Genomic DNA, 23,906 nt, shown 5'->3' with positions numbered 1-23,906 from the left:
CGCCCCTTACAGGGCGCGGCCGACCAGCAGGTCCTCGCCGGACACGTCGACCCGTACGGTGTCGCCGTCCCTGATCTCGCCGGAGAGGATCTCCTTGGCGAGGCGGTCGCCGACCGCCGTCTGGATCAGGCGGCGCAGCGGGCGGGCGCCGTACGCCGGGTCGTTGCCCTTGTCCGCCAGCCAGGCCAGCGCCGCGGGGGTGACGTCCAGGGCGAGCCGGCGGTCGGCGAGGCGCTTGGCCAGCCGGGCGATCTGGAGCTCGGCGATGTGGGCGAGCTCGTCGCGGGTCAGCGCGGAGAAGACCACCAGGTCGTCCAGGCGGTTGAGGAACTCCGGCTTGAAGCTCGCCCTGACCACCTCCAGGACCTGTTCCTTCTTCTCGTGCGCGCTGGTCAGCGGGTCCACCAGGAACTGGCTGCCGAGGTTGGAGGTGAGGATCAGGATGGTGTTGCGGAAATCCACCGTCCGGCCCTGGCCGTCGGTGAGGCGGCCGTCGTCGAGGACCTGGAGCAGGATGTCGAAGACCTCGGGGTGGGCCTTCTCGACCTCGTCCAGCAGCACCACGCTGTACGGGCGGCGGCGGACGGCCTCGGTGAGCTGGCCGCCCTCCTCGTAGCCGACGTAGCCGGGCGGGGCGCCGACCAGGCGGGCCACGCTGTGCTTCTCGCCGTACTCCGACATGTCGATGCGGACCATGGCCCGCTCGTCGTCGAAGAGGAAGTCCGCGAGGGCCTTGGCCAGCTCCGTCTTGCCCACGCCGGTCGGGCCGAGGAAGAGGAACGAGCCGGTCGGCCGGTCCGGGTCGGCGATGCCGGCGCGGGTGCGGCGCACGGCGTCCGCGACCGCCCCTACGGCCTCGGTCTGCCCGATCAGGCGGCGGCCCAGCTCCTCCTCCATGCGCAGCAGCTTCTGGGTCTCCCCTTCGAGGAGGCGGCCCGCCGGGATGCCGGTCCAGGCGCCGACGACGTCGGCGATGTCGTCGGGGCCGACCTCGTCCTTGACCATCGAGTCCTTGGCGGCGGCCCCGGCCTTGGAGGCCTCCGCCTCCGCCTCGGTGGCCTCGGCCAGCTCGCGCTCCAGCTGCGGGATCTCGCCGTAGAGCAGCTTGGAGGCGGTGTCGAAGTCGCCGTCGCGCTGGGCGCGCTCGGCCTGGCCGCGCAGGTCGTCCAGGCGTTCCTTCAGCTCGCCGACGCGGTTGAGGGACTGCTTCTCCTTCTCCCAGCGGGCGGTGAGGCCGCGCAGCTCCTCCTCCCGGTCGGCGAGGTCCTTGCGGATCTTGTCGAGGCGTTCGCGGGAGGCCGGGTCGGACTCGTTGTTCAGGGCCAGCTCCTCCATCCGCAGCCGGTCGACGGAGCGCTGGAGCTCGTCGATCTCCACGGGTGAGGAGTCGATCTCCATGCGGAGCCGGGAGGCGGCCTCGTCGACGAGGTCGATGGCCTTGTCGGGCAGGAAGCGGGAGGTGATGTAGCGGTCGGAGAGGGTGGCGGCGGCGACGAGGGCGCTGTCGTTGATGACGACCTTGTGATGGGCCTCGTAACGGCCCTTGAGCCCGCGCAGGATCGCGATGGTGTCCTCGACGGTGGGCTCGGCGACCAGCACCTGCTGGAAGCGGCGCTCGAGCGCCGGGTCCTTCTCGATGCGCTCGCGGTACTCGTCCAGGGTGGTCGCGCCGACCATGCGCAGCTCGCCGCGGGCCAGCATGGGCTTGAGCATGTTGCCCGCGTCCATGGCGGAGTCGCCGCCGGCTCCGGCGCCGACGACGGTGTGGAGCTCGTCGATGAAGGTGATGATCTGGCCCTCGCTCGACTTGATCTCCGCGAGGACGGTCTTGAGCCGCTCCTCGAACTCGCCGCGGTACTTGGCGCCGGCCACCATCGCGCCGAGGTCGAGGGAGACGAGCCGCTTGCCCTTGAGGGACTCGGGGACGTCGCCCTTGACGATGCGCTGGGCCAGGCCCTCGACCACGGCGGTCTTGCCGACGCCGGGCTCGCCGATGAGCACCGGGTTGTTCTTGGTGCGGCGGGAGAGGACCTGGACGACGCGCCGGATCTCGTGGTCGCGGCCGATGACGGGGTCGAGCTTGCCCTCGCGGGCGGCGGCCGTGAAGTCGGTGCCGAACTTCTCCAGGGCCTTGTACTGGCCCTCCGGGTCGGGGGTGGTCACGCGCCGTCCTCCTCGTGCGTTCTGGAAGGCGTCCAGCAGTTTCCCGGCGGTCGCGCCCTGGTCGGAAAGGACCTCACCGGCCGCTCCGCCCTTGGCGGCGACGGCGATGAGGAGGTGTTCGGTGGAGAGGTACTCGTCACCGAGCCGCCCGGCCTGCGAGTCGGCCTCGGCGAGTACGGCGAGCAGGTCGCGGCTGGGCTGCGGGGGCGCGACGGTGGATCCGGTGACGCTGGGCAGGGCGGCCAGCAGCCGCTCCGCTCCGGTGCGCACGGCCGCCTGGTCGGCCTCGGTGGCGACCAGCAGGTCGGTGACGTTCTCGTTGTCCTCGCCGGCGAGCAGGGCCAGCAGCAGGTGCGCGGGGGTCAGGTCCGCGTGGCCGTCCTTGACGGCCCTGCTCGTGGCCGCGTTCAGGGCGTCGCGGCTCTTGTTGGTCAGCTCGGCGTCCACTGGGGGTTCTCCTCTCCGGCGGGGGTCCGTGGCTCGGGGCGCGCACGTCGCGGTGCACGACTCTGACAGGTTCAGCGTCCGTAAAGTTGAGTCTATTCCACTCAAGGACGTTCTCACGCAGGATCCGGCGGTTCGCGGGCGTACGCTTCGGCCCATGCCCCATGACGTACTCAACCCGACGCCCGAGTACCTCGCCTTCTGGCGGGAGCGGCACGTCTGCACCCTGACCACCCCGCGCCCGGACGGCACCCCGCACGTGGTGCCCGTGGGCGTGACCTACGACCCCGAGGCGGGGCTGGCACGGGTGATCAGCAACAAGCACAGCAAGAAGGTCCGCAACGTCCTGGCGGCGCCCGGCGGCGGCGCCCGGGCGGCGGTCTGCCAGATGGAGGGCAGGCGCTGGGCCACCCTGGAGGGGCGCGCGGTGATCCGTACGGACGAGGCGTCGGTCGCCGAGGCCGTGGCGCGCTACGCGGAGCGGTACGGGCGGACGCCCTCGCCCAACCCGGACCGGGTGGTCCTGGAGATCGCCCTGGACCGGGCGATGGGCCGGGCCTGACCCCGCGGGGCCTCCTCCGGCCGTCCTCGAGCGTTCCCCGGCCGGTCCCCGGCCGATTGTCCGGTTCGACCACTGGACGCGGACATCACAACGGCGCCATCGTGGTCAGGTCCACGATGGCGCCGTTGTGTGGGGGTAGCGCCTGGAGCGATTTGCAACGACGGGGGAATCGCCTCAGGCACTGCGGGGGGTGGCGGTGGTGATATCGGGTTCGAAGAGCTGGTGGTCCCGCTGGTCGAGGTTGACGAAGACCATGCCGTACCGCACTTCGCAGCGGACGGGCTGCGGTGCGCCCCGGGGGCGGCGCAGGCAGCGGTAGGCACGGACGTCCTCGTCCTCCTCGCGGACGACGACGATCGGCTGGCCGAAAAGGGTGACCATCAGCGAGTCGCCGGCGTAGGGGATCGCCGTGGCGAGGTCGATGAACTGCCACCCGGAGCGGTAGGCGGAGGCCATTTCGCGCCGGAAGTCGCGGTCGTCGGGGGTCATCAGGAGACCTTCGCAGGGGCCGTGTCCCAGCCGAGGTCCGCAGGACCCGAGTTCCAGCCGAGATCGGTCTTGCCCGTGGATTCGACGTGCGCAGCGGCACCCGCCTGAGCACTTCCCGCGTCGCCCCCGTTGCCGGCGACGACTGCCCCAATGACCGCAACGACGGAGAAAACAACGGCAAGCGCCGAGCGAAGCATTCTCTTATACATGGTCGGCTTCGTCCTCACTTGATGGAATCCTCTCCCCCGCACTGACAGACGATGGCTCATTCAGGCACGTCAGTGCCACAGGGACGATGCATCATGTTCTTACATGTTCAGGACCCTGGGGGGTGGAGATTTGGCAAGAAGCGAGGCAAACCCGACACATCCCCACCCCGTCACGGCGATGTGCGCCGAGGGCGCCCGACTGTACGCGGCCGCCCTGAGCACCGGCCGCGTCGCCCGCGGTGAGGTCCAGAACGCCCCCTGCCTGCTCGAATTCGCTCTTCTGCGACCCGACCCGGATGACGCCAACCAGTTGCGCGCGGTTCCCCCGTCCGTCGCCCTGGCCCAACGGCTCCACCCGATCGAACGTGAGATCCAGGACCGCAGGCGCACCGCCGTAGATCTCACCGATGCATTCGAGCCGTTCCTCACCATCAGCGCCCAGAGCCCCGCCAACACCCACGCCATCACGGTGCTGGAGGGAATCGACCAGATCAACGCCGCCCTCGACCTCGCCACCGCCGAGTGCCACACGGAGGCCCTGACCGTCCAGCCCGGCGGCGCACGGCCGACGTTCATCCTCAGCGAGGCCCTGGAGCGCGCCACGCCGCTGATCGACCGCGGGGTGAGCATCCGCACGCTCTACCAGCACACGGTCCGGCACAGCCAGGGGACGCTCGCCTACGTCGACCGGATCTCCACGGGGAAGGTGGAGATCCGCACGCTCGAGGAACTGATAGAGCGTCTCATGATCTTCGACCGCACGGTGGCCTTCATCCCCGCCAGCGACGACCGGCGCGTGGCCCTGGAGCTGCGGCACCCCGGGCTGGTGGACTACCTCATCAAGGTCTTCGAGCAACTGTGGCGCAGGGCGGTGCCGTTGGGCGACGAGGTCACCTACACCCACCACCCGGACGGCATCTCCGGAGTACAGCGCTCCATCGCCCAGCTGCTCATCGAGGGGCACGTGGACGAGGCGATCGCCCGCCGGCTGGGCATGAACGTGCGCACCTGCCGCGCGCACATCGCGAAGCTGGCCGCCGCCCTCGGCAGCGGCAGCAGGGCCCAGCTCGGCTACCTCATCGCCCAGTCCGGGATCCTGCACAGCACGGGCCCGGCGGAGCTCCACGAGGGCTGACAGGGGCCCGCAGCGGCCTCCAGGAGGCCCCCGGACGCACGGAAGGCCCCGTCGGTCCGCTCCCGGAGGGGGAGGGGCCGTACGGGGCCTTCAGGGCGCGTCCAGCGATACGCGGGCGGTGGGCGTCAGTCGCCGGGGCGCTTGGTGGGGCGCCAGACGACCAGCGCGTTGCCCGGCACCGGCGGCTGGTACGGGACCAGGTCGCGGCGGTACGAGGCGTGCACCTGCGCCTCGCGGGCCCGGAGCGCGGCGGCCGCACCGTCCACGGCCGTGGACAGCTCCGCGACGCGCTGCTGGAGCGCGGCCACCTGGTTCTCCAGTTCGATGATCCGCTTGATCCCCGCCAGGTTGATGCCCTCGTCCTGGGACAGCTGCTGCACCGTGCGGAGCAGTTCGATGTCCCTGGCCGAATAGCGACGGCCGCGGCCGGCCGTACGGTCCGGGGAGACCAGGCCGAGGCGGTCGTACTGGCGGAGGGTCTGCGGATGCAGTCCGGAGAGCTGGGCGGCCACCGAGATCACGTAGACCGGGGTCTCGTCGGTCAGCTGGTACGCCCCCTCGCCGAAGCGGGGCTGTCGTCGGCGGCCGTCCATGTCATGCTCCCTTCGCGGACTCGAACAGGAGGGCGCGCGGGTCCTCCGACCCGGTCGCGTCCCGGTACATCTCCAGAGCCTCCCGGGCCTTGTCCGAGAGCTCCGCCGGAACCGCGACCTCCACCGTGACCAGCAGGTCGCCGCGGGTGCCGTCCTTGCGGACCGCGCCCTTGCCGCGGGCCCGCATGGTGCGGCCGCCGGGGGTGCCCGGGGGGAGCTTCAGGGTGACCGGGGGCCCGCCGAGGGTGGGCACCTTGATCTCGGCGCCCAGGGCGGCCTCCGCGAAGGTCACCGGGACCGTCACCGTGAGGTTGTCGCCCTTGCGGCCGAACACCGGGTGGGTGCCGACGTGGACCACCACGTACAGGTCGCCCGCCGGGCCGCCGCGCTCGCCCGGGGTCCCCTTGCCGCGCAGCCGGATCCGCTGGCCGTCGGAGACGCCCGCCGGGATCCGGACCTGCATGGTGCGCGAGCTGCGGGCGCGCCCGCTGCCCTTGCACACCTCGCAGGGGTTCTCCGCGATCAGGCCGCGGCCCTTGCAGTCCGCGCAGGGGTCGGTCAGCGAGAAGCCGCCGCCGCTGCCCCGGGACACCTGGCCGGTGCCGACGCAGGTCGGGCACACCCGGGGGGTGCCGTTCTTGTCGCCGGTGCCCGAACAGGCCTTGCAGGGGGCCTGCGAGGACATCCGCAGCGGGACGGTCGCGCCGTCCACGGCCTCCGTGAAGGAGAGCGTGACCTCCGACTCGACGTCCTGGCCGCGGCGCGGCTGGGTACGGGTGCCCGCACCGGCGCCGGCGCCGCGGTTGAACAGTCCGCCGAAGACGTCGCCCAGGCCGCCGCCGAAGCCGCCCGGACCGCCGGCCTGGGTGCCGCCGAACAGGTCGCCCAGGTCGAAGTTGAACGAGCCGCCACCGCCGCCCGGGCCGGGGCGGAAACCGCCGTTGCCGAACAGCGCGCGGGCCTCGTCGTACTCCTTGCGCCGCTTGGCGTCACCGAGGACGTCGGCCGCCTCGGAGATCTCCTTGAAGCGCTCCTCCGCCGAGGCGTCGCCCTTGTTGGCGTCCGGGTGGAACTCGCGGGCGAGCTTCCGGTACGCCTTCTTGATCTCGGCCTCGGTGGCGTCCTTCGGGACACCGAGGACCTTGTAGTAGTCCTTCTCGACGAAGTCCTTGGTGCTCATCCCCGGTGTCCCTCCTCTCGGATCCCTACATGGTGTGCGTCAGCCCTGGTCGGGGGCATCCGTGTCCTTGTCGGACGGCGTGTCGCCGTCGCCGGACTCGGACGCGGCGGCGGGCGCCGCGCCCGGCTGGGGCTCGGCCACCGCGACCCGCGCGGGGCGGATCGTGCGCTCGCCGATGCGGTACCCCGGCTGCAGGATCGCCACGCAGGTCGTCTCGGTGACGTCCGGCGCGTACGAGTGCATCAGGGCCTCGTGGATCGTCGGGTCGAAGGGCTCGCCCTCCTTGCCGAACTGCTGCAGCCCCATCTTGGCGGCGGCCGTCTCCAGCGATTCGGCCACCGACTTGAAGCCGCCGACCAGCTCGCCGTGCTCCCGCGCCCGGCCGATGTCGTCCAGGGTCGGGAGGAGCTCCGTCAGCAGGGACGCGACCGCGATCTCCTTGACGGCGACCCGGTCCCGCTCCACGCGGCGGCGGTAGTTCTGGTACTCGGCCTGGAGCCGCTGGAGGTCCGCGGTGCGCTCGCCGAGCGCGGTACGGGCCTGGTCCAGCTGGGCCACCAGGGCCACGTCCTGAGCTGCGTCCCCGGCCGGGGCCGCCGCCTCCTCCTTCGCGGAGTCGGCGGCCTTCGGCTCGGCGTCGTCGGTGCCTGCGCCGGCGGGGACTTCAGGCTTCTCGTCGAAACCCGGGGTCTCCTCCGACATCAGGCAGCGCCGCCCTTCGGCTTCTCGTCGTCGACGATCTCGGCGTCGACGACGTCGTCGTCGGCCTTGGCCTGGCCCGCGTCGTCCGCGCCGCCGGCGGCCTGAGCGGCCTGGGCGTCGGCGTAGATGGCCTGGCCGAGCTTCTGGCTGACCGCGGCGAGCTTCTCCGTCGCGGTGCGGATCTCGGCGGTGTCCTCGCCCTTGAGCTTGTCCTTCAGCTCGGTGACGGCCGTCTCGACCTCGGTCTTGACGTCGGCCGGGACCTTCTCCGCGTTGTCCGCGAGGAACTTCTCCGTCTGGTAGACGAGCTGCTCGCCCTGGTTGCGCGACTCGGCGGCCTCGCGGCGGCGGTGGTCCTCCTCCGCGTACTGCTCGGCCTCCTGGCGCATCCGGTCGACCTCGTCCTTGCCGAGCGAAGAGCCGCCCGTGACGGTCATCTTCTGCTCCTTGCCCGTGCCGAGGTCCTTCGCGGTCACGTGCATGATGCCGTTGGCGTCGATGTCGAAGGAGACCTCGATCTGCGGGACGCCGCGCGGGGCCGGCGGCAGGCCCGTCAGCTCGAACATGCCGAGCTTCTTGTTGTACGCCGCGATCTCGCGCTCGCCCTGGTAGACCTGGATCTGCACGGACGGCTGGTTGTCCTCGGCCGTCGTGAAGATCTCCGACCGCTTGGTCGGGATGGTCGTGTTGCGCTCGATGAGCTTGGTCATGATGCCGCCCTTGGTCTCGATGCCGAGGGACAGCGGGGTCACGTCGAGGAGCAGGACGTCCTTGACCTCACCCTTGAGCACACCGGCCTGGAGGGTGGCGCCGATGGCGACGACCTCGTCCGGGTTGACGCCCTTGTTGGCGTCCTGACCGCCGGTGAGCTCCTTGACGAGCTCGGCGACGGCCGGCATGCGGGTGGAGCCGCCGACCAGGACCACGTGGTCGATCTCGGACAGGTTGATGCCCGCGTCCTTGATGACGTTGTGGAACGGGGTCTTGCAGCGGTCGAGCAGGTCCGCGGTGAGCTGCTGGAACTGCGAGCGCGTGAGCTTCTCGTCCAGGTGCAGCGGGCCCTCGGCGGAGGCCGTGATGTACGGCAGGTTGATCGAGGTCTCCGTGGAGGAGGACAGCTCGATCTTCGCCTTCTCGGCGGCCTCGCGCAGGCGCTGGAGCGCCATCTTGTCCTTGGACAGGTCGACGCCGTGGCCGTTCTGGAACTGCTTCACCAGGTAGTCGACGACGCGCTGGTCCCAGTCGTCGCCACCGAGGTGGTTGTCACCGTTGGTGGCCTTGACCTCGACGACACCGTCGCCGATCTCCAGGAGGGACACGTCGAAGGTGCCGCCACCGAGGTCGAAGACGAGGATGGTCTGGTCGTCCTTGTCGAGACCGTAGGCCAGGGCGGCGGCCGTCGGCTCGTTGACGATGCGCAGGACGTTCAGACCGGCGATCTCGCCGGCCTCCTTCGTCGCCTGGCGCTCGGAGTCGTTGAAGTAGGCCGGGACGGTGATGACCGCGTCCGTGACCTTCTCGCCCAGGTACGCCTCGGCGTCGCGCTTCAGCTTCTGCAGGATGAAGGCGCTCATCTGCTGCGGGTTGAAGTCCTTGCCATCCAGGTTGATCTTCCAGTCAGTGCCCATGTGGCGCTTGACGGAGCGGATGGTCCGGTCCACGTTCGTGACCGCCTGGCGCTTGGCCACCTCGCCGACGAGGACCTCGCCGTTCTTGGCGAAGGCGACGACGGACGGCGTGGTCCTGGCACCCTCGGCGTTGGTGATGACGGTGGGCTCTCCGCCTTCGAGAACGCTGACGACGGAGTTAGTGGTGCCCAGGTCGATGCCGACCGCACGTGCCATTTCGATTCCTCCAGCTGACTTGAGTGGAACAGACTCAAGAGTGCCGTAACGCTGCGCTCGCGTCAACAGAGGTGAGCCCAGGGGGCTCAACCTTTAGGCTGCGCTTACGCTCAGGGCGGTCTCACGGGGCCGTACGCGACCTGCGGTCCACCCGCTCCGGGCACGGCCGCACCCCGGCCGCGCTGGCCGCGGACCTGCGCGTGACCGGCACCCGAACGGGTTCCGGCGGCATCCGCCGCCGCGCGGCGCGCCCGGAGGGCGGCCGGGCTTCCGGCAGCGTGCCTGCCATGCCCCTCTCCCTCCCCCTACCCGCCCGGCTGCGGCCGACCCCGCCGCGGATCCGGGTGCGCCGGCCGGCCAGGCCGCCGGCCAAGCGGGTCTTCGACCTCGTCGGCGCGCTGATCCTGCTCGGGGTGTGCGCCGTCCCGCTCGCGCTGGCCGCCGCCCTGCTGTACGGGGCCCTGCGCGCGCGGGTCCTCGTACGCGACCCCGCGCTCGGGCTCGGCGGCCGGCCGTTCGGCGCGTGGCGGCTGCGCACCGAGGGCGCGGGGCGGGCCGGGGCGCTGGTGCGGCGGTGCGCGCTGGAGGGGCTGCCGCAGCTGCTCAATGTGGTGCGGGGCGAGATGTCGCTGGTCGGGCCGCGGCCGCAGGACCGCACGGAGCATCCCGAACGGCTGCTCGTACGTCCGGGAATGACCGGATTGTGGCAGGTCAGCGAGCGTTCGGACCTCCCCTGGGAGGAGATGGCCCTGCTCGACCGGCACTATGTGGAGAGCCATTGGCTGGGGATGGATCTCGCGATCCTGGCGCAGACCCCTCGGGCGGCCTACCGACAGAGGCATGCCTGAGCGACACAGATCACCGCACGCTCACCTACAGTGCGGCGTGGGAACTGGGTAACCTCAACCCTTGACTCAATAAGTTACCGCTTAGTAAGTACCGCCCGAGGAGCCCTCCCATGCAACTCGCCGCGATCATCGTGTCGCTGGTCATCACGGTGGTAGCCGTCGCGCTGTTCGGCCGTGCCATCGCGCAGATCTACCGCTTCGTGCGCCTCGGCCAGCCAGTGCCCGCGGGCACGCGCACCGGCGACCCCACTCAGCGCACCATCACGCTGGTCAAGGAGTTCCTCGGCCACACCCGCATGAACCGATGGGGCATCGTCGGGTTCGCGCACTGGTTCGTGGCGGTGGGCTTCTTCTCCCTGCTGCTGACCATCGTCAACGCCTTCGGCCAGCTCTTCCAGGCCGACTGGCTGATCCCGTTCATCGGCGACTGGCTGCCGTACGAGGTCTTCACCGAGTTCCTCGGCCTGATGACCGTGCTCGGCATCGTGACCCTGATCGTCATCCGGCAGCTCAGCCGGCCGGGCAGGGCCGGACGCAAGTCCCGTTTCACGGGCTCCAAGACGGGCCAGGCGTACTTCGTCGAGGCCGTCATCCTGATCGTCGGCGTCTGCATCATGACGCTGCGCGCGCTGGAGGGGGCCCAGCACGGCGTCGACGGCTGGGAGCCCGGCTTCTTCGCGTCGTACCCGCTGATCGCCGCCTTCGACGGGCTGAGCCTGAGCACGCTCCAGCACCTCACCTACTTCTTCGCGGCGCTCAAGATCGTCACGTCCTTCACCTGGATGATCACGGTCTCGCTCAACACCAACATGGGTGTCGCCTGGCACCGCTTCCTCGGCTTCCCGAACATCTGGTTCAAGCGCAACGCGGACGGCTCCACCGCCCTCGGTGCCCTCCAGCCGATGACCAGCGGCGGCAAGGAGATCGACTTCGAGGAGCCGGGCGAGGACGACGTCTTCGGCGTCTCCCAGGTCGAGCAGTTCTCCTGGAAGGGCATCCTCGACTTCTCCACCTGCACCGAGTGCGGCCGCTGCCAGTCGCAGTGCCCCGCCTGGAACACCGGCAAGCCGCTGTCGCCGAAGCTCCTGATCATGTCGCTGCGCGACCACGCGCACGCGAAGGCCCCGTACCTGCTCGCGGGCGGCGGCAAGACGATGGAGGGCGACGAGAAGGCCACGGCGGAGCAGCTCAAGGACGTCCCGGCGGCGGCCCTCGCGGAGGCGGAGCGCCCGCTGATCGGCACCGCCGAGGAGAACGGCGTCATCGACCCGGACGTGCTGTGGTCCTGCACGACCTGCGGTGCGTGCGTGGAGCAGTGCCCGGTCGACATCGAGCACATCGACCACATCGTCGACATGCGGCGCTACCAGGTGATGATCGAGAGCGCGTTCCCGTCGGAGGCGGGCACGATGCTCAAGAACCTGGAGAAGAAGGGCAACCCCTGGGGCCTGGCCAAGAAGCAGCGCGTGGAGTGGACGAAGGAGGTCGACTTCGAGGTCCCGATCATCGGGAAGGACGCGGAGGACCTCTCGGAGTTCGACTACCTGTACTGGGTCGGCTGCGCGGGCGCCCTGGAGGACCGGGCGAAGAAGACCACGAAGGCCTTCGCGGAGCTGCTGAACATCGCGGGCGTCAAGTTCGCGATCATGGGCGGCGACGAGAAGTGCACCGGTGACTCGCCGCGCCGCCTGGGCAACGAGCCGCTGTTCCAGCAGCTGGCCCAGGAGAACGTGGCCATGCTGAACATGGCCTTCGGCGAGGACGACGAGGACGAGTCGACGCGCAAGCCCAAGTCGGCGAAGCGCATCGTCTCCACCTGCCCGCACTGCTTCAACACCATCGCGAACGAGTACCCGCAGCTCGGCGGCGAGTACGAGGTCATCCACCACACGCAGCTGCTCCAGCACCTGATCGACGAGGGCCGGCTGACGCCGGTGACGCCGGTCGACGGCCTGATCACGTACCACGACCCGTGCTACCTGGGCCGCCACAACAAGGTCTACACGCCGCCGCGCGAGATCATGTCCGCGGTGCCGGGGCTGCGGCAGCAGGAGATGCACCGCCACAAGGAGCGGGGCTTCTGCTGTGGCGCCGGTGGTGCGCGGATGTGGATGGAGGAGCGCATCGGCAAGCGCATCAACAACGAGCGCGTGGACGAGGCGCTGTCCCTCAACCCGGACATCGTCTCCACGGCCTGCCCCTTCTGCCTCGTCATGCTGACGGACTCGGTGAACGGCAAGAAGAACGACGGCCAGGCGAAGGAGTCCGTCCAGGTCGTGGACGTGGCGCAGCTGCTGCTGGAGTCGGTGAAGGCCCCGGAGCCGACGGAGGAAGAACTGGCGGCCCTGGCGGCAGCCGAAGCCGAAGCCGCTGCCGCTGAGGAGGCGGCTGCGGCTGCCGCTGCCGCTGAGGAGGCCGAGGCCAAGGCCGCTGCGGAGGCGAAGGCCGCTGCCGCTGCCGCTGAGGAGGCGGCTGCGAAGGCCGCTGCGGAGGCCGAGGCCGACGCCAAGGCCGAAGCAGAGGCCGCGACGAAGCCCGAGGCGCCTGCTGCGAAGCCGGAGCCCGAGGCCAAGGCGGAAGCCGAGACGCCTGCGGCGGAGCCCAAGGGCGACACCGAGGCCCAGGTCGAGGCGAAGCCGGAAGCCGACGCCGAGGCGAAGGCTGAGGTAAAGCCGGAGGCTGCGGCCGCCACGAAGCCCGAAGCCCCTGCGGCGAAGCCGGAGCCCGAGGCACCCGCGGCGGAGCCCAAGGCGGAAGCCGCGGCGCCTGCGGCGGAGCCCAACGGCAACGCCAAGGCCCAGCCCGAGGCAGAGGCTCAGGCGAAGCCGGAAGCCGACGCCAAGGCGGAAGCCGATGCACCCGCGGCCGAGCCCAAGGCCGAAGCCGAAGTTACGGCGAAGCCGGACGCTGCCATCAAGGCGGAAGCCGAGGCACCTGCGGTGGAGCCCAAGGGCGGCGCCAAGGCCCAGCCCGAGGCTGAGGCGAAGCCGGAAACCGAAGCCAAGGCGGAAGCCGAGGCAGCTGCGGTGGAGCCCAAGGCCGACACCAAGGCGGAAGCCGAGGCTACGGCGAAGCCTGACGCTGCGGCCAAGGCGGAAGCCGCGGCACCCGCGGCCGAGCCCGAGGCGGAGGCTGCTCCGGCCGACGGTAAGGGCGAGGCGAAGCCCGAGGGTGCCAAGTAGCACCAGCGCGCTGAACAGGAACGGCCGGTCCCCTTCAGGGGGCCGGCCGTTCCCGTCTGTCGGGGTCCGGGGCGGAGCCCCGGGGAACGGTGGAAGGGCGGGTAGGGGACGGCCCCGCGCAGCGGCCCCCACGCCGACGAACGCTCCGGTTCTCCCGGCCGACCCTGCCGAGCACCCCCCGCAGGCCCGCCCCCGCCCCCGGCACGGACCCGCGGGCCAGATACGTACGCATCGCGGCAGCCACACAAGCGGAAGACCACACACCGCCCACAACCACCCCCACCGCACGCCTCCGGGTCCCCCTAGGGGATGTCACAGGTCAGCCGCAAAGGGGGCCTCTTCCGGTGGCCCGGCCACGGCGGCCCGGCGGAGCAGGTACTTTCGATCACGTGGCTGGATTCAGGATCGGACGCGGCAGGGACGACAACCACCCTCCGCAGCAACCCCCGCACACCCCGCGGCAGCAGCCGTACGGTCAGCAGCAAGCGCCGCAGGCACCGTACGGCCATCAGCCCTACCCGCCCTCCGGCCCGCCGCCGCAGCAGCAGTGGCCGCAGCAGGGTTCGGCCGGGGACCACGGCGAGCCGGAGTACTTCGACCCGTACGGCCAGCCAGGCCAGCAGGGCCACCAGGGCCGGCACGCCCACCCGCAGCCCCACCCCCAGCCGCAGCCGCCGCAGACCCCGTACGCACCCCCGCACGGGGCCTCGTACGCGAACGACCCCGGCTACACCCAGGCCTTCTCGGTCGGCGAGGACCCGTACGGCCAGGGCGCGACCTACCAGGCGGGCGCGGCCTCCGCGGCCCCCTCCGGGCCGCGGCTGCACTGGAAGGACCTGCTGCGCGGCATCGTGCTGCGCCCCGGGCCGACCTTCCTGCAGATGCGCGACTACGCGGTCTGGGGTCCGGCGCTCACCGTGACCTTCGTCTACGGCATGCTCGCGGTCTTCGGCTTCGACAAGGCCCGCGAGGACGCCATCAAGGCGACCCTCACCCAGGTCATCCCGATCGTCCTCAGCGCCGGCGTGGCCTTCGTCATCTGCGGCCTGATCCTCGGCGCGGTCACGCACACCCTGGCCCGCCAGCTCGGCGGCGACGGCGCGTGGCAGCCGACCGTGGGCCTGTCGATGCTGGTCATGTCCGTCACGGACGCCCCGCGCCTGCTGGTGGCGGTGTTCCTGGGCGGCGACAACATCGTCGTGCAGGTCCTCGGGTGGGTGACCTGGCTGGCGGCCGGCGCGCTCTTCACCGCGATGGTCGGCAAGTCGCACGACCTGCCCTGGCAGAAGGCGCTGGGCGCGTCCGCGATCCAGCTGGTCGCCCTGCTCTCGATGATCAAGCTGGGCACGCTGTAGCCCACGCACGCGCACACGCACGAAGGGCCCGCCGCGCGGATACGCGGCGGGCCCTTCCCCGTGTCACGGTCGAGCAGGTCAGGCGTCCAGGACCTGGCCCTGGCGCTTCACCACGGGCGGCTGGACGGACCAGGGGAACTCGATCCAGTCGTCGGTGCGCTTCCACACGTACTCGCACTGCACGAGCGAGTGGGACTTCTCGTAGATGACGGCGGAGCGCACTTCGGCGACGTGGCCGAGGCAGAAGTCGTGCACCAGCTTCAGCGTCTTGCCGGTGTCGGCGACGTCGTCGGCGATCAGGACCTTCTTGTTCGTGAAGTCGATCGCCTCGGGCACGGGCGCCAGCATGACCGGCATCTCCAGCGTGGTGCCCACACCGGTGTAGAACTCCACGTTCACCAGGTGGATGTTCTTGCAGTCGAGCGCGTACGCCAGACCGCCGGCGACGAACACCCCGCCCCGGGCGATGCTCAGGATGATGTCGGGCTCGTAGCCGTCGTCGGCGATGGTCTGCGCCAGCTCGCGGACGGCGCGGCCGAACCCCTCGTAGGTCAGGTTCTCGCGTACTTCGCTCATGCCTCGTGCCTCACCTGGGTGCGGTGGAAGTTCTGGAAGGAGCGCGAGGCGGTCGGCCCGCGCTGCCCCTGGTACCTGGAGCCGTACCGCTCGCTGCCGTACGGGAACTCCGCGGGCGAGCTGAGGCGGAACATGCACAGCTGCCCGATCTTCATGCCCGGCCAGAGCTTGATCGGAAGGGTGGCCAGGTTCGACAGCTCCAGGGTCACGTGGCCCGAGAACCCGGGGTCGATGAACCCCGCGGTCGAATGCGTCACCAGACCCAGGCGGCCCAGGCTGGACTTCCCCTCCAGTCTGGAGGCGATGTCGTCGGGCAGCGAGATGACCTCGTACGTCGAGGCGAGCACGAACTCGCCCGGATGCAGGATGAAGGCCTCGTCCCCCTCGGGCTCGACCAGGCGGGTCAGGTCGGCCTGCTCGATGGCGGGGTCGATGTGCGCGTAGCGGTGGTTCTCGAAGACCCGGAAGAACCGGTCGAGACGTACATCGATGCTGGAGGGCTGCACCATCGACTCGTCGAAGGGGTCAATGCGAACCCGTCCGCTGTCGATCTCGGCCCGGATGTCTTTGTCGGAGAGAAGCACGTCCCGAGGATACGCAGAGCGCGCGGGCCACCCCCAATCGGAGCGGCGCCCGCGCGCCCGGTCCCGCCCGCTACCGCTTGACGCCGCCGCCCACGGGCACGGCGTGCCTCAGCCGAGCGCACCGCGGGCACCGCAACAGCCGCCCGGGCCCGATCCGGCCGGCACCGAGGTGCTGCAACGGGAACGAAGCGGTGTTGAAAACATGCCCTTCGGCACAACGGACGACTGTGTGCTCCATCGAGTCCCTTTCCCCAACGAGCCGTACTGCGATGAATCGCCACATTAGGGGATGATCGGGACCCACTCCAGCCGCCGCTCCGCGCCCCCACGGTACGCCCCAACTCCCGCCCCCACGAACCCTCCTGCGCCCGGGAACGAGCACGACCCCGCGGGGGAGAATTCACCGGGGGTCGATCATGGGGTACAGTGTGCAACGGTAAGGATCCAGGCAACTGGACCACCTTGCGGATGTAGTTTAATGGTAGAACATGAGCTTCCCAAGCTTATAGCGCGGGTTCGATTCCCGTCATCCGCTCCATGACAAAGCCCCAGGTCAGCGACCTGGGGCTTTTGTGTTGCCCGAGCACCGGGTTCCTGACGGCCGTCGACATGATCTGAATCTTGATCACTGGCCGTGCGCCCCTGTCGGCCGGTATTTTCGTGCGGCCGAGGACATCTCCGGAAACCACCTGGTCGGTGGCCTCGGGCAGTGCATCAGGGGGCGGAATCAAACGTGAAGGATCTTGTCGGGGGCGACCGCGAGCCCGAGACGGCGGTCCGGCTGGAGGAGCACCGGGCAGAACTGACCGGGTATTGCTACCGGATGCTCGGCTCGTACGCCGAGGCCGAGGACGCCGTGCAGGAGACGATGGTCCGGGCCTGGCGGAACGTCGAGCGGTTCGAGGGACGTTCGTCGTTGCGGACGTGGGTCTACCGCATCGCCACCAACGTGTGCCTGGACGCCCTGGCAGCGGCCAGGCGGCGGGCTCTGCCGATGGACCTCGCGGAGCCGTCACCCGGGGCCGCGCTCCCGGGTGCCCCGGAGGACGCCGCCGTGTGGGTCGGGCCCTGTCCAGGAGGGGACCCCGAGGCAACCGTGGCAGCGGGCGAATCCGTACGGCTGGCGTTCGTCGCAGCACTCCAACACCTGCCGCCCAAGCAGCGGGCCACGCTGATCCTCCGGGACGTGCTGGCCTTCTCGGCCCGCGAGGTGGCCGAGCTGCACAGCTCGACCGTCGCCTCGGTCAACAGCGCTCTGCAGCGGGCCCGAGCCACACTCGCCGCACACCGTGGCCCCGTCGACGACACCCGGCCCCCCGACGCCGTCCGCCGGATGCTGGCCGAGCGGTACGCGACGGCCTTCTCCCGCTACGACATGGAGGAGCTGAACATGCTGCTCCACGTCGACGCCACCCTGTGCCTGCCCCCGTACGCGAAGTGGATGCGCGGCGTCCCCGACATCCAGGCGTGGCTGACCGGACCCGCCGTCGGCTGCCGCGGCTCCCGTCTGATCCCGACCACGGCGAACGGCACCCCCGCCTTCGGCCAGTACCGTCCGAGCTCAGACGGAACGGGTTACGAACCCTGGGCACTCCAGATCATCGAATTCTCCGGCGACCGCATCACCGGCATCAACGCCTTCCGCGACACCGAGCGCTTGTTCCCCCTCTTCGGCCTGCCCGCACGCCTCGACCCGGACTCCTCCGTTGGACGCCCGAAGGACCCTGGATGACCTGGTCAGAGCGCACCGTCGTCCGTGAGGGCGTCCGCATTTCCTGCCGTGACCGGGGTGGGTCAGGGGCACCTGTCGTCCTGCTGCACGGGCTGGCCGGCCACGCCGGCGAATGGGACTCCATCGCCCAAGGCCTGCGCCACCGCTACAGGGTCGTCGCTGTCGACCAGCGCGGCCACGGTGCCAGCGAGCGCCGTCCGGCGGACGTCTCCCGGGCTGCGTACGTTGCGGACGCCGTCGCAGTGGTCGAACAGCTCGGCCTCCAACAGCCCGTTCTGGTGGGCCAATCGCTGGGCGGCCACACCGCCATGCTCGCCGCTGCCGCGCACCCCGGGTTCTTCCGTGCGCTCGTCCTGGTGGAGGCGGGGCCGGGTGGGCCGAACCGTCAGGTGCAGGCGGAGGTCGGTGACTGGCTCGATTCGTGGCCCAGGCCGTTCCCGTCGCGGGAAGCTGCCGTCGAATTCCTCGGCGGCGGCCCGGTCGGCGAGGGCTGGGCGGCCGGCCTGGTGGAACGCGATGGCGGCTGGTGGCCGCACTTCGACCGCGACGTGATGGTCGAGTCGCTGGCGGAGATCGCCCAGCGGTCCTTCTGGGACGAGTGGTCGAGGGTCGCCTGCCCGACCCTCGCCGTCCTCGGCCAGTCCGGCATCGTCTCGCCCGGGGAGATCGACGAGATGCTCCGGCGACGGCCGAAGACCGTGGCCTTGAGTGTGCCCGGGACGGGGCACGACGTTCATCTGGAGCGGACGGACGTCCTGCGGCACGTACTCCATCGGTTCCTTGAAGACGTCACGTGATCTGCCGCCAGCCGGACGACGAGCTCCGTGTGCTTCATCGGCGGGGAGGAGCGGATGAGGTCCTTCCACTCGGCGATCGGACGGCCATGCGGGAGAGGCAGGCCCCTAGCGGTTCGCCGGGGTTCCGGTCATCCGGGCCGTCACCCCGGTCAGCCACAGCAGGCCGAGTCCCGCGCCGGCGGTGAAAGCCAGGACGGAGACGGCCGAGGCCATGAACCCCGCGAGGACGACCACCGGCACGACGCGGGAGGCGACAGACCAGCCCCGCAGGCCCCGGGCGGCCAGCGGACGGGCCAGGACGACGAACGCCGCGCACAAGGCGAGATAGCCGACCGTCCCGCCGAACATGTGGACGGTGCCGGGCCCACTCATCACGGTCGCGTCGGGGGCGCCGACGGGAAACCCCGCCCCGGCGTCGGCCGGGAAGGCCGCAGCGACCCAGAAGGAGACAGCGAAGACGCCGACCAGGACCGGGCCCCAGGTCCCACCCGGTCCGCCGCGCAACACCAGTCGCAGTCCGGCCGTGCCGGCCGTCAACAGCGCGCCGGCGAGCAGGAAGTTCACCGTCTGGACCCAGCCCGACTCACCAAGGGCGAGCTGGCTGATCGCGTTCCGGGTGAAGTCGAAGCCGTCCCGCGCAAAGCCCTGGGCGAGTCCAACCGCCAGGAACAGTGGGCCCGCCACCATGCCGCCGGTCACCGCCCACCGCACCGCCGGGCGCGGTGCGGGCGCGCTGGAGACGATGTCGTGCGGGGTGGTCAGCGTGTGGGTCATGGCGGGCCTTCCTTCCGTCGGTGGCTTCGCTTGTACGACCGACGGCGAGAGGCGAAGTCATCGCTCCCGGCCATGTGCACTGGCTCACACGCACTCTGGGAGTTCCCCCCGCTCGCGCCACCGAGAAGGGCGTGCCACGACGTGCCGGCAGAGGCGGTGAACAGCGGACAACAAGGGGTTCAAGGGAGCGACGAAATATCAGGAACTACCGGCACCATGAGCCTCGCTGGTCAAGCGTGCTCGTCCGATGGCTGCTGGGCAGGCTGTACCGACCAGCTCGGCGGCTCGTCGTTGCCTGAGTCCTCGTCGCGCTCCGCGTCGGCGGCCGTCGCGTGAACCTTGCCCGGAGCGTGGTGGACCGGCGCGTATACGGCGTAGAGCTGCAGGGGCTCGTCACCGATGTTGGTGACGTTGTGCCAGGTGCCGGCGGGCACGAAGATTGCCCAGCCGTCCTCGACCTCCCGGTCGAAGTCGAGTCGATCCTTCGTGCTCCCCATCTGGACGCGGCCCCGGCCTGCGTCGAGTCGGAGGAACTGGTCGGTCTCCGGGTGCGCCTCCAAGCCGATGTCCTCACCCACCGGGATCGACATGAGGGTCAACTGAAGGTACTTCCCGGACCAGGCGACCGTGCGATAGCTCTTGTTCTCGAGCGTCGCCTTCTCAAGGTCGAAGCTCTGAGGTTCCGGCCCGATGTCCTTGATGGTCATATGTCTCTCCCGGTCGACGAAGGCGGTACACGGTCGCGGTCTTGCGTCGGCCCACGTACCCCGTCCGCGCACTCCAGCACAGCCCGCTGGGCATCATTTACCGACAACGGCGGCATCGTCGGACCAGGACGCCCCCTGCCGACCTAACGCCGAACCTCAGAACCGGGTCACTGGCAGGGCTCGGTCGGATTACGCGGCAGTCGAGGCGCTGGGGGGGCGCATGGCCGCCTCCACGACAGCGCTCGCGACGACCGTGCCGCCGCAGCCTGCAGCCGCCGGCGGGCACGTGAAGACGCTGCGATCGGCGTGAATCAATATCTGTCACCGCGACTCAAGAATTTAACGGATCCCGCGGGGAGAGTTTCTACCGCCACGCGGCGGCCGGAAATATTCAACGCACACAACCCGCTGCGGCGTGCTACTGTCGATCTCGGTTGCAGTTTTGGTACCCAAGAACTTCAAGCGCCTCCAGTCGGACTTCGAGCCGCAGGAAGCGCTTAGTATTTACCGGTAAATTTCCGGGCGGGGCATCATCGCGGCGACACGGCGTCCGCACAGCGCAGACGTCGATGTATTGCCCCAAAGGAGATATGACATGGCTGCTGGTACCGTCAAGTGGTTCAACGCGGAAAAGGGTTTCGGCTTCATCGAGCAGGACGGTGGCGGCGCTGACGTGTTCGCCCACTACTCCAACATCGCCGCCCAGGGTTTCCGCGAGCTGAACGAGGGCCAGAAGGTCACCTTCGACATCGCGCAGGGCCAGAAGGGCCCGACGGCCGAGAACATCGTTCCCGCCTGACGCTGACACGCGTTCTGCAGCTGGGGCCCGCATCCCTCGGGGTGCGGGCCCCAGCTGCATGCATTTCCCGCGGTGCGTTCACCCGCGGTATTGAGCATGGAGAGATCCGACCGACCGGCCCTCTCGGAGCTGCACCCGATTTCGTTTCTCGGGTTGGCGCGTCCACATGACGCCATCTCATGAGCATCTGAGCCCGAACAGATTCCTGTCCGCCAGATCCGCTATCGCATTCCATTCGGCCCGTTCTCGCAATTCCGTGCGCCGCTCCTACGCTGCGGGGATTCCTTGATACGTGCCGTGTCAAGGAAGGTTCCGCATGAACCCCACACGTAAGAACGAGCGCTCTTCTCGCACCCGCGGCCGCACCGGCGGCCCCGCTTTCGGCACCGGCGCCGGTTCGGGGCGGGGCAGCCGCTTCGGCTCGTCGACCCCGAGCCGAAGCGGAGCCCCGAGCCGTTCCGGAGGTCCGAGCCGCTCGGGCGGCTACGGCCGCCGGCCCGCCGCCATCCAGGGCGAGTTCGCACCGCCGAAGACGATCACCCCCGCGCTGCCCGCCGTCGAGGCCTTTACCGACCTCGACATGCCGGCCCAGTTGCTCACCACGCTCACCCGTGAAGGCATGGCCACACCGTTCCCGATCCAGGCCGCGACGCTCCCCAACACCCTCGCGGGGCGTGACGTCCTCGGCCGCGGCCGCACCGGCTCCGGCAAGACCCTGGCCTTCGGCCTCGCCCTGCTGGCCCGTACGGCCGGCCAGAGCGCCGAGTCGGGTCAGCCGCTCGCGCTGATCCTCGTACCGACGCGAGAGCTCGCCCAGCAGGTCACCGCCGCGCTCACCCCCTACGCCCGGGCGGTCAAGCTGCGCCTGGCCACCGTGGTCGGCGGCATGCCGATCCACCGCCAGGCCGGTGCGCTGCGCGCCGGAGCCGAAGTGGTCGTCGCCACCCCCGGCAGGCTGAAGGACCTGATCGACCGCGGCGACTGCCGCCTGAACCAGGTCGGCATCACCGTCCTGGACGAGGCCGACCAGATGGCCGACATGGGCTTCATGCCCCAGGTCACCGCCCTCCTCGACCAGGTACGTCCCGAGGGCCAGCGGATGCTGTTCTCCGCCACCCTCGACCGCAACGTCGACCTGCTGGTGCGCCGTTACCTCACCGACCCGGTCGTGCACTCCGTCGACCCCTCGCAGGGCGCGGTGACCACGATGGAGCACCACGTCCTGCTCGTCCACGGCGCCGACAAGCAGCGGACGACGACGGAGATCGCGGCCCGCGAAGGCCGGGTGATCATGTTCCTGGACACCAAGCACGCCGTGGACCGCCTCACCCAGGACCTCCTCGACAGCGGGGTCCGCGCCGCGGCCCTGCACGGCGGCAAGTCGCAGCCCCAGCGCACCCGGACCCTCGCCCAGTTCAAGACCGGCCACGTCACCGTGCTGGTCGCCACCAACGTGGCGGCGCGCGGCATCCACGTCGACCACCTCGACCTCGTCGTCAACGTCGACCCGCCGACCGACCACAAGGACTACCTCCACCGCGGCGGCCGTACCGCCCGCGCCGGCGAGTCCGGCAGCGTCGTCACCCTCGTCACCCCCAACCAGCGCCGCGACATGACCCGCTTGATGCAGGCCGCGGGCATCACCCCCCAGACCACCCAGGTCCACTCGGGCGACGAAGCCCTGAACCGCATCACCGGCGCCCAGACACCCTCCGGCATCCCGGTCACCATCACCACACCGGTGACCGAGCGCCCCAAGCGCACCACGGCCTCCCGCGGCCGACGCGGGCCCGTCTCGGCTGCCCGACGCGCGAGCCTGCGACAGACCGCCTTCGACGCGGCGGCCTGACAAACACGGACACAGCGAAGAGGGCCCGACCGGCGCGTGCCGGTCGGGCCCTCCTGCGTACCGGCGGCTTTCTCTGCCCACTTGATCCTTGCGCCCCGACGCTGTCCTCGGCGCACCGGAAAATCTGTGTCGGCCAGAGTAGACATTAGACTGTGACGTCGTTATGGTTTCTGTCGTAGCCCAGAGAGACAGCAGGGCCTGGCAGAGACGAACTGCCGGGCAGCAGTCCCGCAGTTCGCAGGACGGTGCGGTGGTGGAGTTTCGAAGCCAGAGCGGTTGCAGGACGGCGACGGGACTGGTCACTGGACCGGGTGGCCCGCAGTGATCAGGGGCCGCCACAAGCAGAAGTCAGTGAGCAGCACCTCGGTGAAGGCGTCGGCTGCGGGCGCGCGCACCGGGAAGTTCGGCAGTGGGGTTCTAAGCCAGAGCAGATGCAGGATGGGCAACGGGGCTGGCTGCCGAAGAGTGGCGCTGGGTGAGGTCACTGAGCAGTTCGCAGTAGGAGCAGTACCAGCAGTTCGCAGTTCCGTTTGACAAGTAGTCGATCATCGAGGGAAGAACGGAGGAGCAGGGCACCATCAGGATCGCCCGGGCGGAAGTCCGAGCCCGGGAACCGCAGGACATCGATAGTGAGGTGGTCTCCGGTCAGGCAACCGCGATCCCCGCACCCCCGGCAGCATCTTGACCGGGTCGGCGGACACAGAAGGCCGGCGCAGGACTAGGGCCGGCAGATGGTGTAGCAGTTCCTTCGGGGCCCTGGTGCCATATGGCACCAGGGCCCCTCCACGCGTTTCGCGAAAGAGGTGCAATGACAGCGGATGACTCGTTCGGCCGTCTCGATGACGACGACTACCCCGCCTACACGATGGGCCGGGCCGCCGAGATGCTCGGCACCACCCAGGGATTCCTGCGCGCCATCGGTGAGGCCCGCCTGATCACGCCGCTCCGCTCGGCCGGCGGCCACCGCCGGTACTCCCGCTACCAGCTGCGCATCGCGGCACGCGCCCGGGAGCTGGTCGACCAGGGCACCCCCATCGAGGCCGCCTGCCGCATCATCATCCTCGAGGACCAGCTCGAGGAAGCCCAGCGCATCAACGCCGAATACCGCCGCGCCGCCGCCGGACCGTCCGCTCCGCCGGCCTCAGCCTCGGCCTCGGCCTCGGCCTGAGGCGTCGCATCGGCCCGCTCCGACGGATACGCGGCCACCGCACACCTCCTCGGACTGCTGGCCGCTCTCCCCGCTCCCACCGCGGCCGGAGAGCGCTTCTTGTCGGACTTGTGGAGGTTCTCGGGCTCTGTCTACCTCCTGGCCACCAACATCAAGGCCTCCGTGCTGCGGCCTGGCCGGGCAGATCCTCTCGGCTGTCGAACGAGATGACGCG

At 70.2% G+C, this 23,906-nt stretch carries 19 protein-coding genes, 1 tRNA gene and 1 pseudogene; 11 read left to right on the top strand and 10 right to left on the bottom strand.

The window, feature by feature from the left end; translation table 11 throughout:
* Window positions 1-6: 6 nt before the first annotated feature.
* Window positions 7-2,610, bottom strand: coding sequence for an ATP-dependent chaperone ClpB (gene clpB / locus AB0D45_RS06260; protein WP_361598629.1), 2,604 nt, complete (start codon window positions 2,608-2,610; stop codon window positions 7-9).
* Window positions 2,611-2,764: 154 nt separating this feature from the next.
* On the opposite strand from clpB, the gene AB0D45_RS06255 reads away from it, so the two are divergent.
* Entirely contained in the window at window positions 2,765-3,169 is a 405-nt protein-coding gene (locus AB0D45_RS06255; RefSeq protein WP_362455508.1) for a TIGR03618 family F420-dependent PPOX class oxidoreductase, read from the top strand.
* A gap of 174 nt (window positions 3,170-3,343) precedes the next feature.
* On the opposite strand, the gene AB0D45_RS06250 is transcribed toward AB0D45_RS06255, so the two are convergent.
* The gene (locus AB0D45_RS06250; RefSeq protein ID WP_030228709.1) at window positions 3,344-3,658 is read right to left on the bottom strand and encodes a hypothetical protein; all 315 of its coding nucleotides are present in this window, start codon (window positions 3,656-3,658) and stop codon (window positions 3,344-3,346) included.
* A 312-nt stretch (window positions 3,659-3,970) separates the two neighbouring features.
* Between AB0D45_RS06250 and AB0D45_RS06245 the strand changes: the two genes are divergently transcribed.
* Window positions 3,971-5,002 (top strand): helix-turn-helix transcriptional regulator, encoded by a 1,032-nt coding sequence (locus AB0D45_RS06245; protein ID WP_362455507.1) that lies wholly within the window; start codon window positions 3,971-3,973, stop codon window positions 5,000-5,002.
* Between the two features lie 125 nt (window positions 5,003-5,127).
* Here the strand turns inward: AB0D45_RS06245 and AB0D45_RS06240 are convergent, their stop codons facing one another.
* The 4 genes from AB0D45_RS06240 to dnaK are packed head-to-tail and all read right to left on the bottom strand — an operon-like array spanning window position 5,128 to window position 9,321.
* Complete coding sequence (locus AB0D45_RS06240; protein ID WP_361598620.1) at window positions 5,128-5,595, bottom strand: helix-turn-helix domain-containing protein; 468 nt, start codon at window positions 5,593-5,595, stop codon at window positions 5,128-5,130.
* A 1-nt stretch (window position 5,596) separates the two neighbouring features.
* Complete coding sequence (dnaJ, locus tag AB0D45_RS06235) at window positions 5,597-6,775, bottom strand: molecular chaperone DnaJ (RefSeq protein ID WP_361598617.1); 1,179 nt, start codon at window positions 6,773-6,775, stop codon at window positions 5,597-5,599.
* Between the two features lie 39 nt (window positions 6,776-6,814).
* Window positions 6,815-7,477 carry a nucleotide exchange factor GrpE gene (gene grpE / locus AB0D45_RS06230; protein ID WP_361598614.1) on the bottom strand — a complete coding sequence of 221 codons (663 nt, stop codon included), beginning with the start codon at window positions 7,475-7,477 and terminating at the stop codon, window positions 6,815-6,817.
* Window positions 7,477-9,321, bottom strand: a complete 1,845-nt coding sequence (gene dnaK, locus AB0D45_RS06225; protein ID WP_361598611.1) for a molecular chaperone DnaK — start codon at window positions 9,319-9,321, stop codon at window positions 7,477-7,479. The genes grpE and dnaK overlap by 1 nt, the downstream gene beginning before the upstream one ends.
* Window positions 9,322-9,608: 287 nt before the next feature.
* Between dnaK and AB0D45_RS06220 the strand changes: the two genes are divergently transcribed.
* From AB0D45_RS06220 to AB0D45_RS06210, 3 genes and pseudogenes are all read left to right on the top strand, one after another.
* The gene (locus tag AB0D45_RS06220; protein ID WP_362455504.1) at window positions 9,609-10,169 is read left to right on the top strand and encodes a sugar transferase; all 561 of its coding nucleotides are present in this window, start codon (window positions 9,609-9,611) and stop codon (window positions 10,167-10,169) included.
* 110 nt (window positions 10,170-10,279) lie between these two features.
* A pseudogene (locus AB0D45_RS06215) lies at window positions 10,280-12,481 on the top strand ((Fe-S)-binding protein); the annotation flags it as partial.
* A 1,259-nt stretch (window positions 12,482-13,740) separates the two neighbouring features.
* Complete coding sequence (locus AB0D45_RS06210; protein ID WP_362455502.1) at window positions 13,741-14,706, top strand: Yip1 family protein; 966 nt, start codon at window positions 13,741-13,743, stop codon at window positions 14,704-14,706.
* 78 nt (window positions 14,707-14,784) lie between these two features.
* Here AB0D45_RS06210 and AB0D45_RS06205 read toward each other — a convergent pair whose 3' ends face one another.
* Together AB0D45_RS06205 and dcd are read right to left on the bottom strand one after the other, a co-directional pair.
* Complete coding sequence (locus AB0D45_RS06205) at window positions 14,785-15,282, bottom strand: phosphoribosyltransferase (protein ID WP_362455501.1); 498 nt, start codon at window positions 15,280-15,282, stop codon at window positions 14,785-14,787.
* Entirely contained in the window at window positions 15,279-15,866 is a 588-nt protein-coding gene (gene dcd, locus AB0D45_RS06200; RefSeq protein WP_361605735.1) for a dCTP deaminase, read from the bottom strand. The genes AB0D45_RS06205 and dcd overlap by 4 nt, the downstream gene beginning before the upstream one ends.
* A 464-nt stretch (window positions 15,867-16,330) precedes the next feature.
* Between dcd and AB0D45_RS06195 the strand changes: the two genes are divergently transcribed.
* The 3 genes from AB0D45_RS06195 (at window position 16,331) to AB0D45_RS06185 (ending at window position 18,395) form a co-directional block, all read left to right on the top strand.
* Window positions 16,331-16,404, top strand: a tRNA-Gly gene (locus AB0D45_RS06195).
* Between the two features lie 195 nt (window positions 16,405-16,599).
* Window positions 16,600-17,598, top strand: a complete 999-nt coding sequence (locus AB0D45_RS06190; RefSeq protein WP_362455499.1) for a sigma-70 family RNA polymerase sigma factor — start codon at window positions 16,600-16,602, stop codon at window positions 17,596-17,598.
* On the top strand, window positions 17,595-18,395 hold the full coding sequence (locus AB0D45_RS06185; RefSeq protein ID WP_362455498.1) for an alpha/beta hydrolase: 801 nt from the start codon (window positions 17,595-17,597) through the stop codon (window positions 18,393-18,395). Before AB0D45_RS06190 ends, AB0D45_RS06185 begins: the two co-directional genes overlap by 4 nt.
* Window positions 18,396-18,500: 105 nt before the next feature.
* Here AB0D45_RS06185 and AB0D45_RS06180 read toward each other — a convergent pair whose 3' ends face one another.
* A complete protein-coding gene (locus AB0D45_RS06180) occupies window positions 18,501-19,169 on the bottom strand; it encodes a DUF998 domain-containing protein (protein ID WP_362455496.1) in 669 nt (222 codons plus the stop codon).
* A 230-nt stretch (window positions 19,170-19,399) separates the two neighbouring features.
* Window positions 19,400-19,876, bottom strand: coding sequence for a cupin domain-containing protein (locus tag AB0D45_RS06175; protein WP_362455494.1), 477 nt, complete (start codon window positions 19,874-19,876; stop codon window positions 19,400-19,402).
* Between the two features lie 595 nt (window positions 19,877-20,471).
* Here AB0D45_RS06175 and AB0D45_RS06170 point away from each other — a divergent pair.
* The 3 genes from AB0D45_RS06170 (at window position 20,472) to AB0D45_RS06160 (ending at window position 23,692) form a co-directional block, all read left to right on the top strand.
* Window positions 20,472-20,675: a cold-shock protein gene (locus tag AB0D45_RS06170; RefSeq protein ID WP_008734853.1), complete on the top strand. Its 204-nt coding sequence runs from the start codon at window positions 20,472-20,474 to the stop codon at window positions 20,673-20,675.
* A 316-nt stretch (window positions 20,676-20,991) separates the two neighbouring features.
* Complete coding sequence (locus tag AB0D45_RS06165; protein ID WP_362455492.1) at window positions 20,992-22,524, top strand: DEAD/DEAH box helicase; 1,533 nt, start codon at window positions 20,992-20,994, stop codon at window positions 22,522-22,524.
* Between the two features lie 808 nt (window positions 22,525-23,332).
* The gene (locus tag AB0D45_RS06160; protein ID WP_362455490.1) at window positions 23,333-23,692 is read left to right on the top strand and encodes a MerR family transcriptional regulator; all 360 of its coding nucleotides are present in this window, start codon (window positions 23,333-23,335) and stop codon (window positions 23,690-23,692) included.
* The last annotated feature ends 214 nt before the right edge of the window (window positions 23,693-23,906 follow it).

Origin of the sequence: Streptomyces sp. NPDC048352, assembly GCF_040651895.1 — a bacterium.
Classification (GTDB): Bacteria; Actinomycetota; Actinomycetes; order Streptomycetales; family Streptomycetaceae; genus Streptomyces.
Note: the sequence above shows the minus strand (reverse complement) of the source record. Positions and strands in the feature narration are given on the sequence as shown.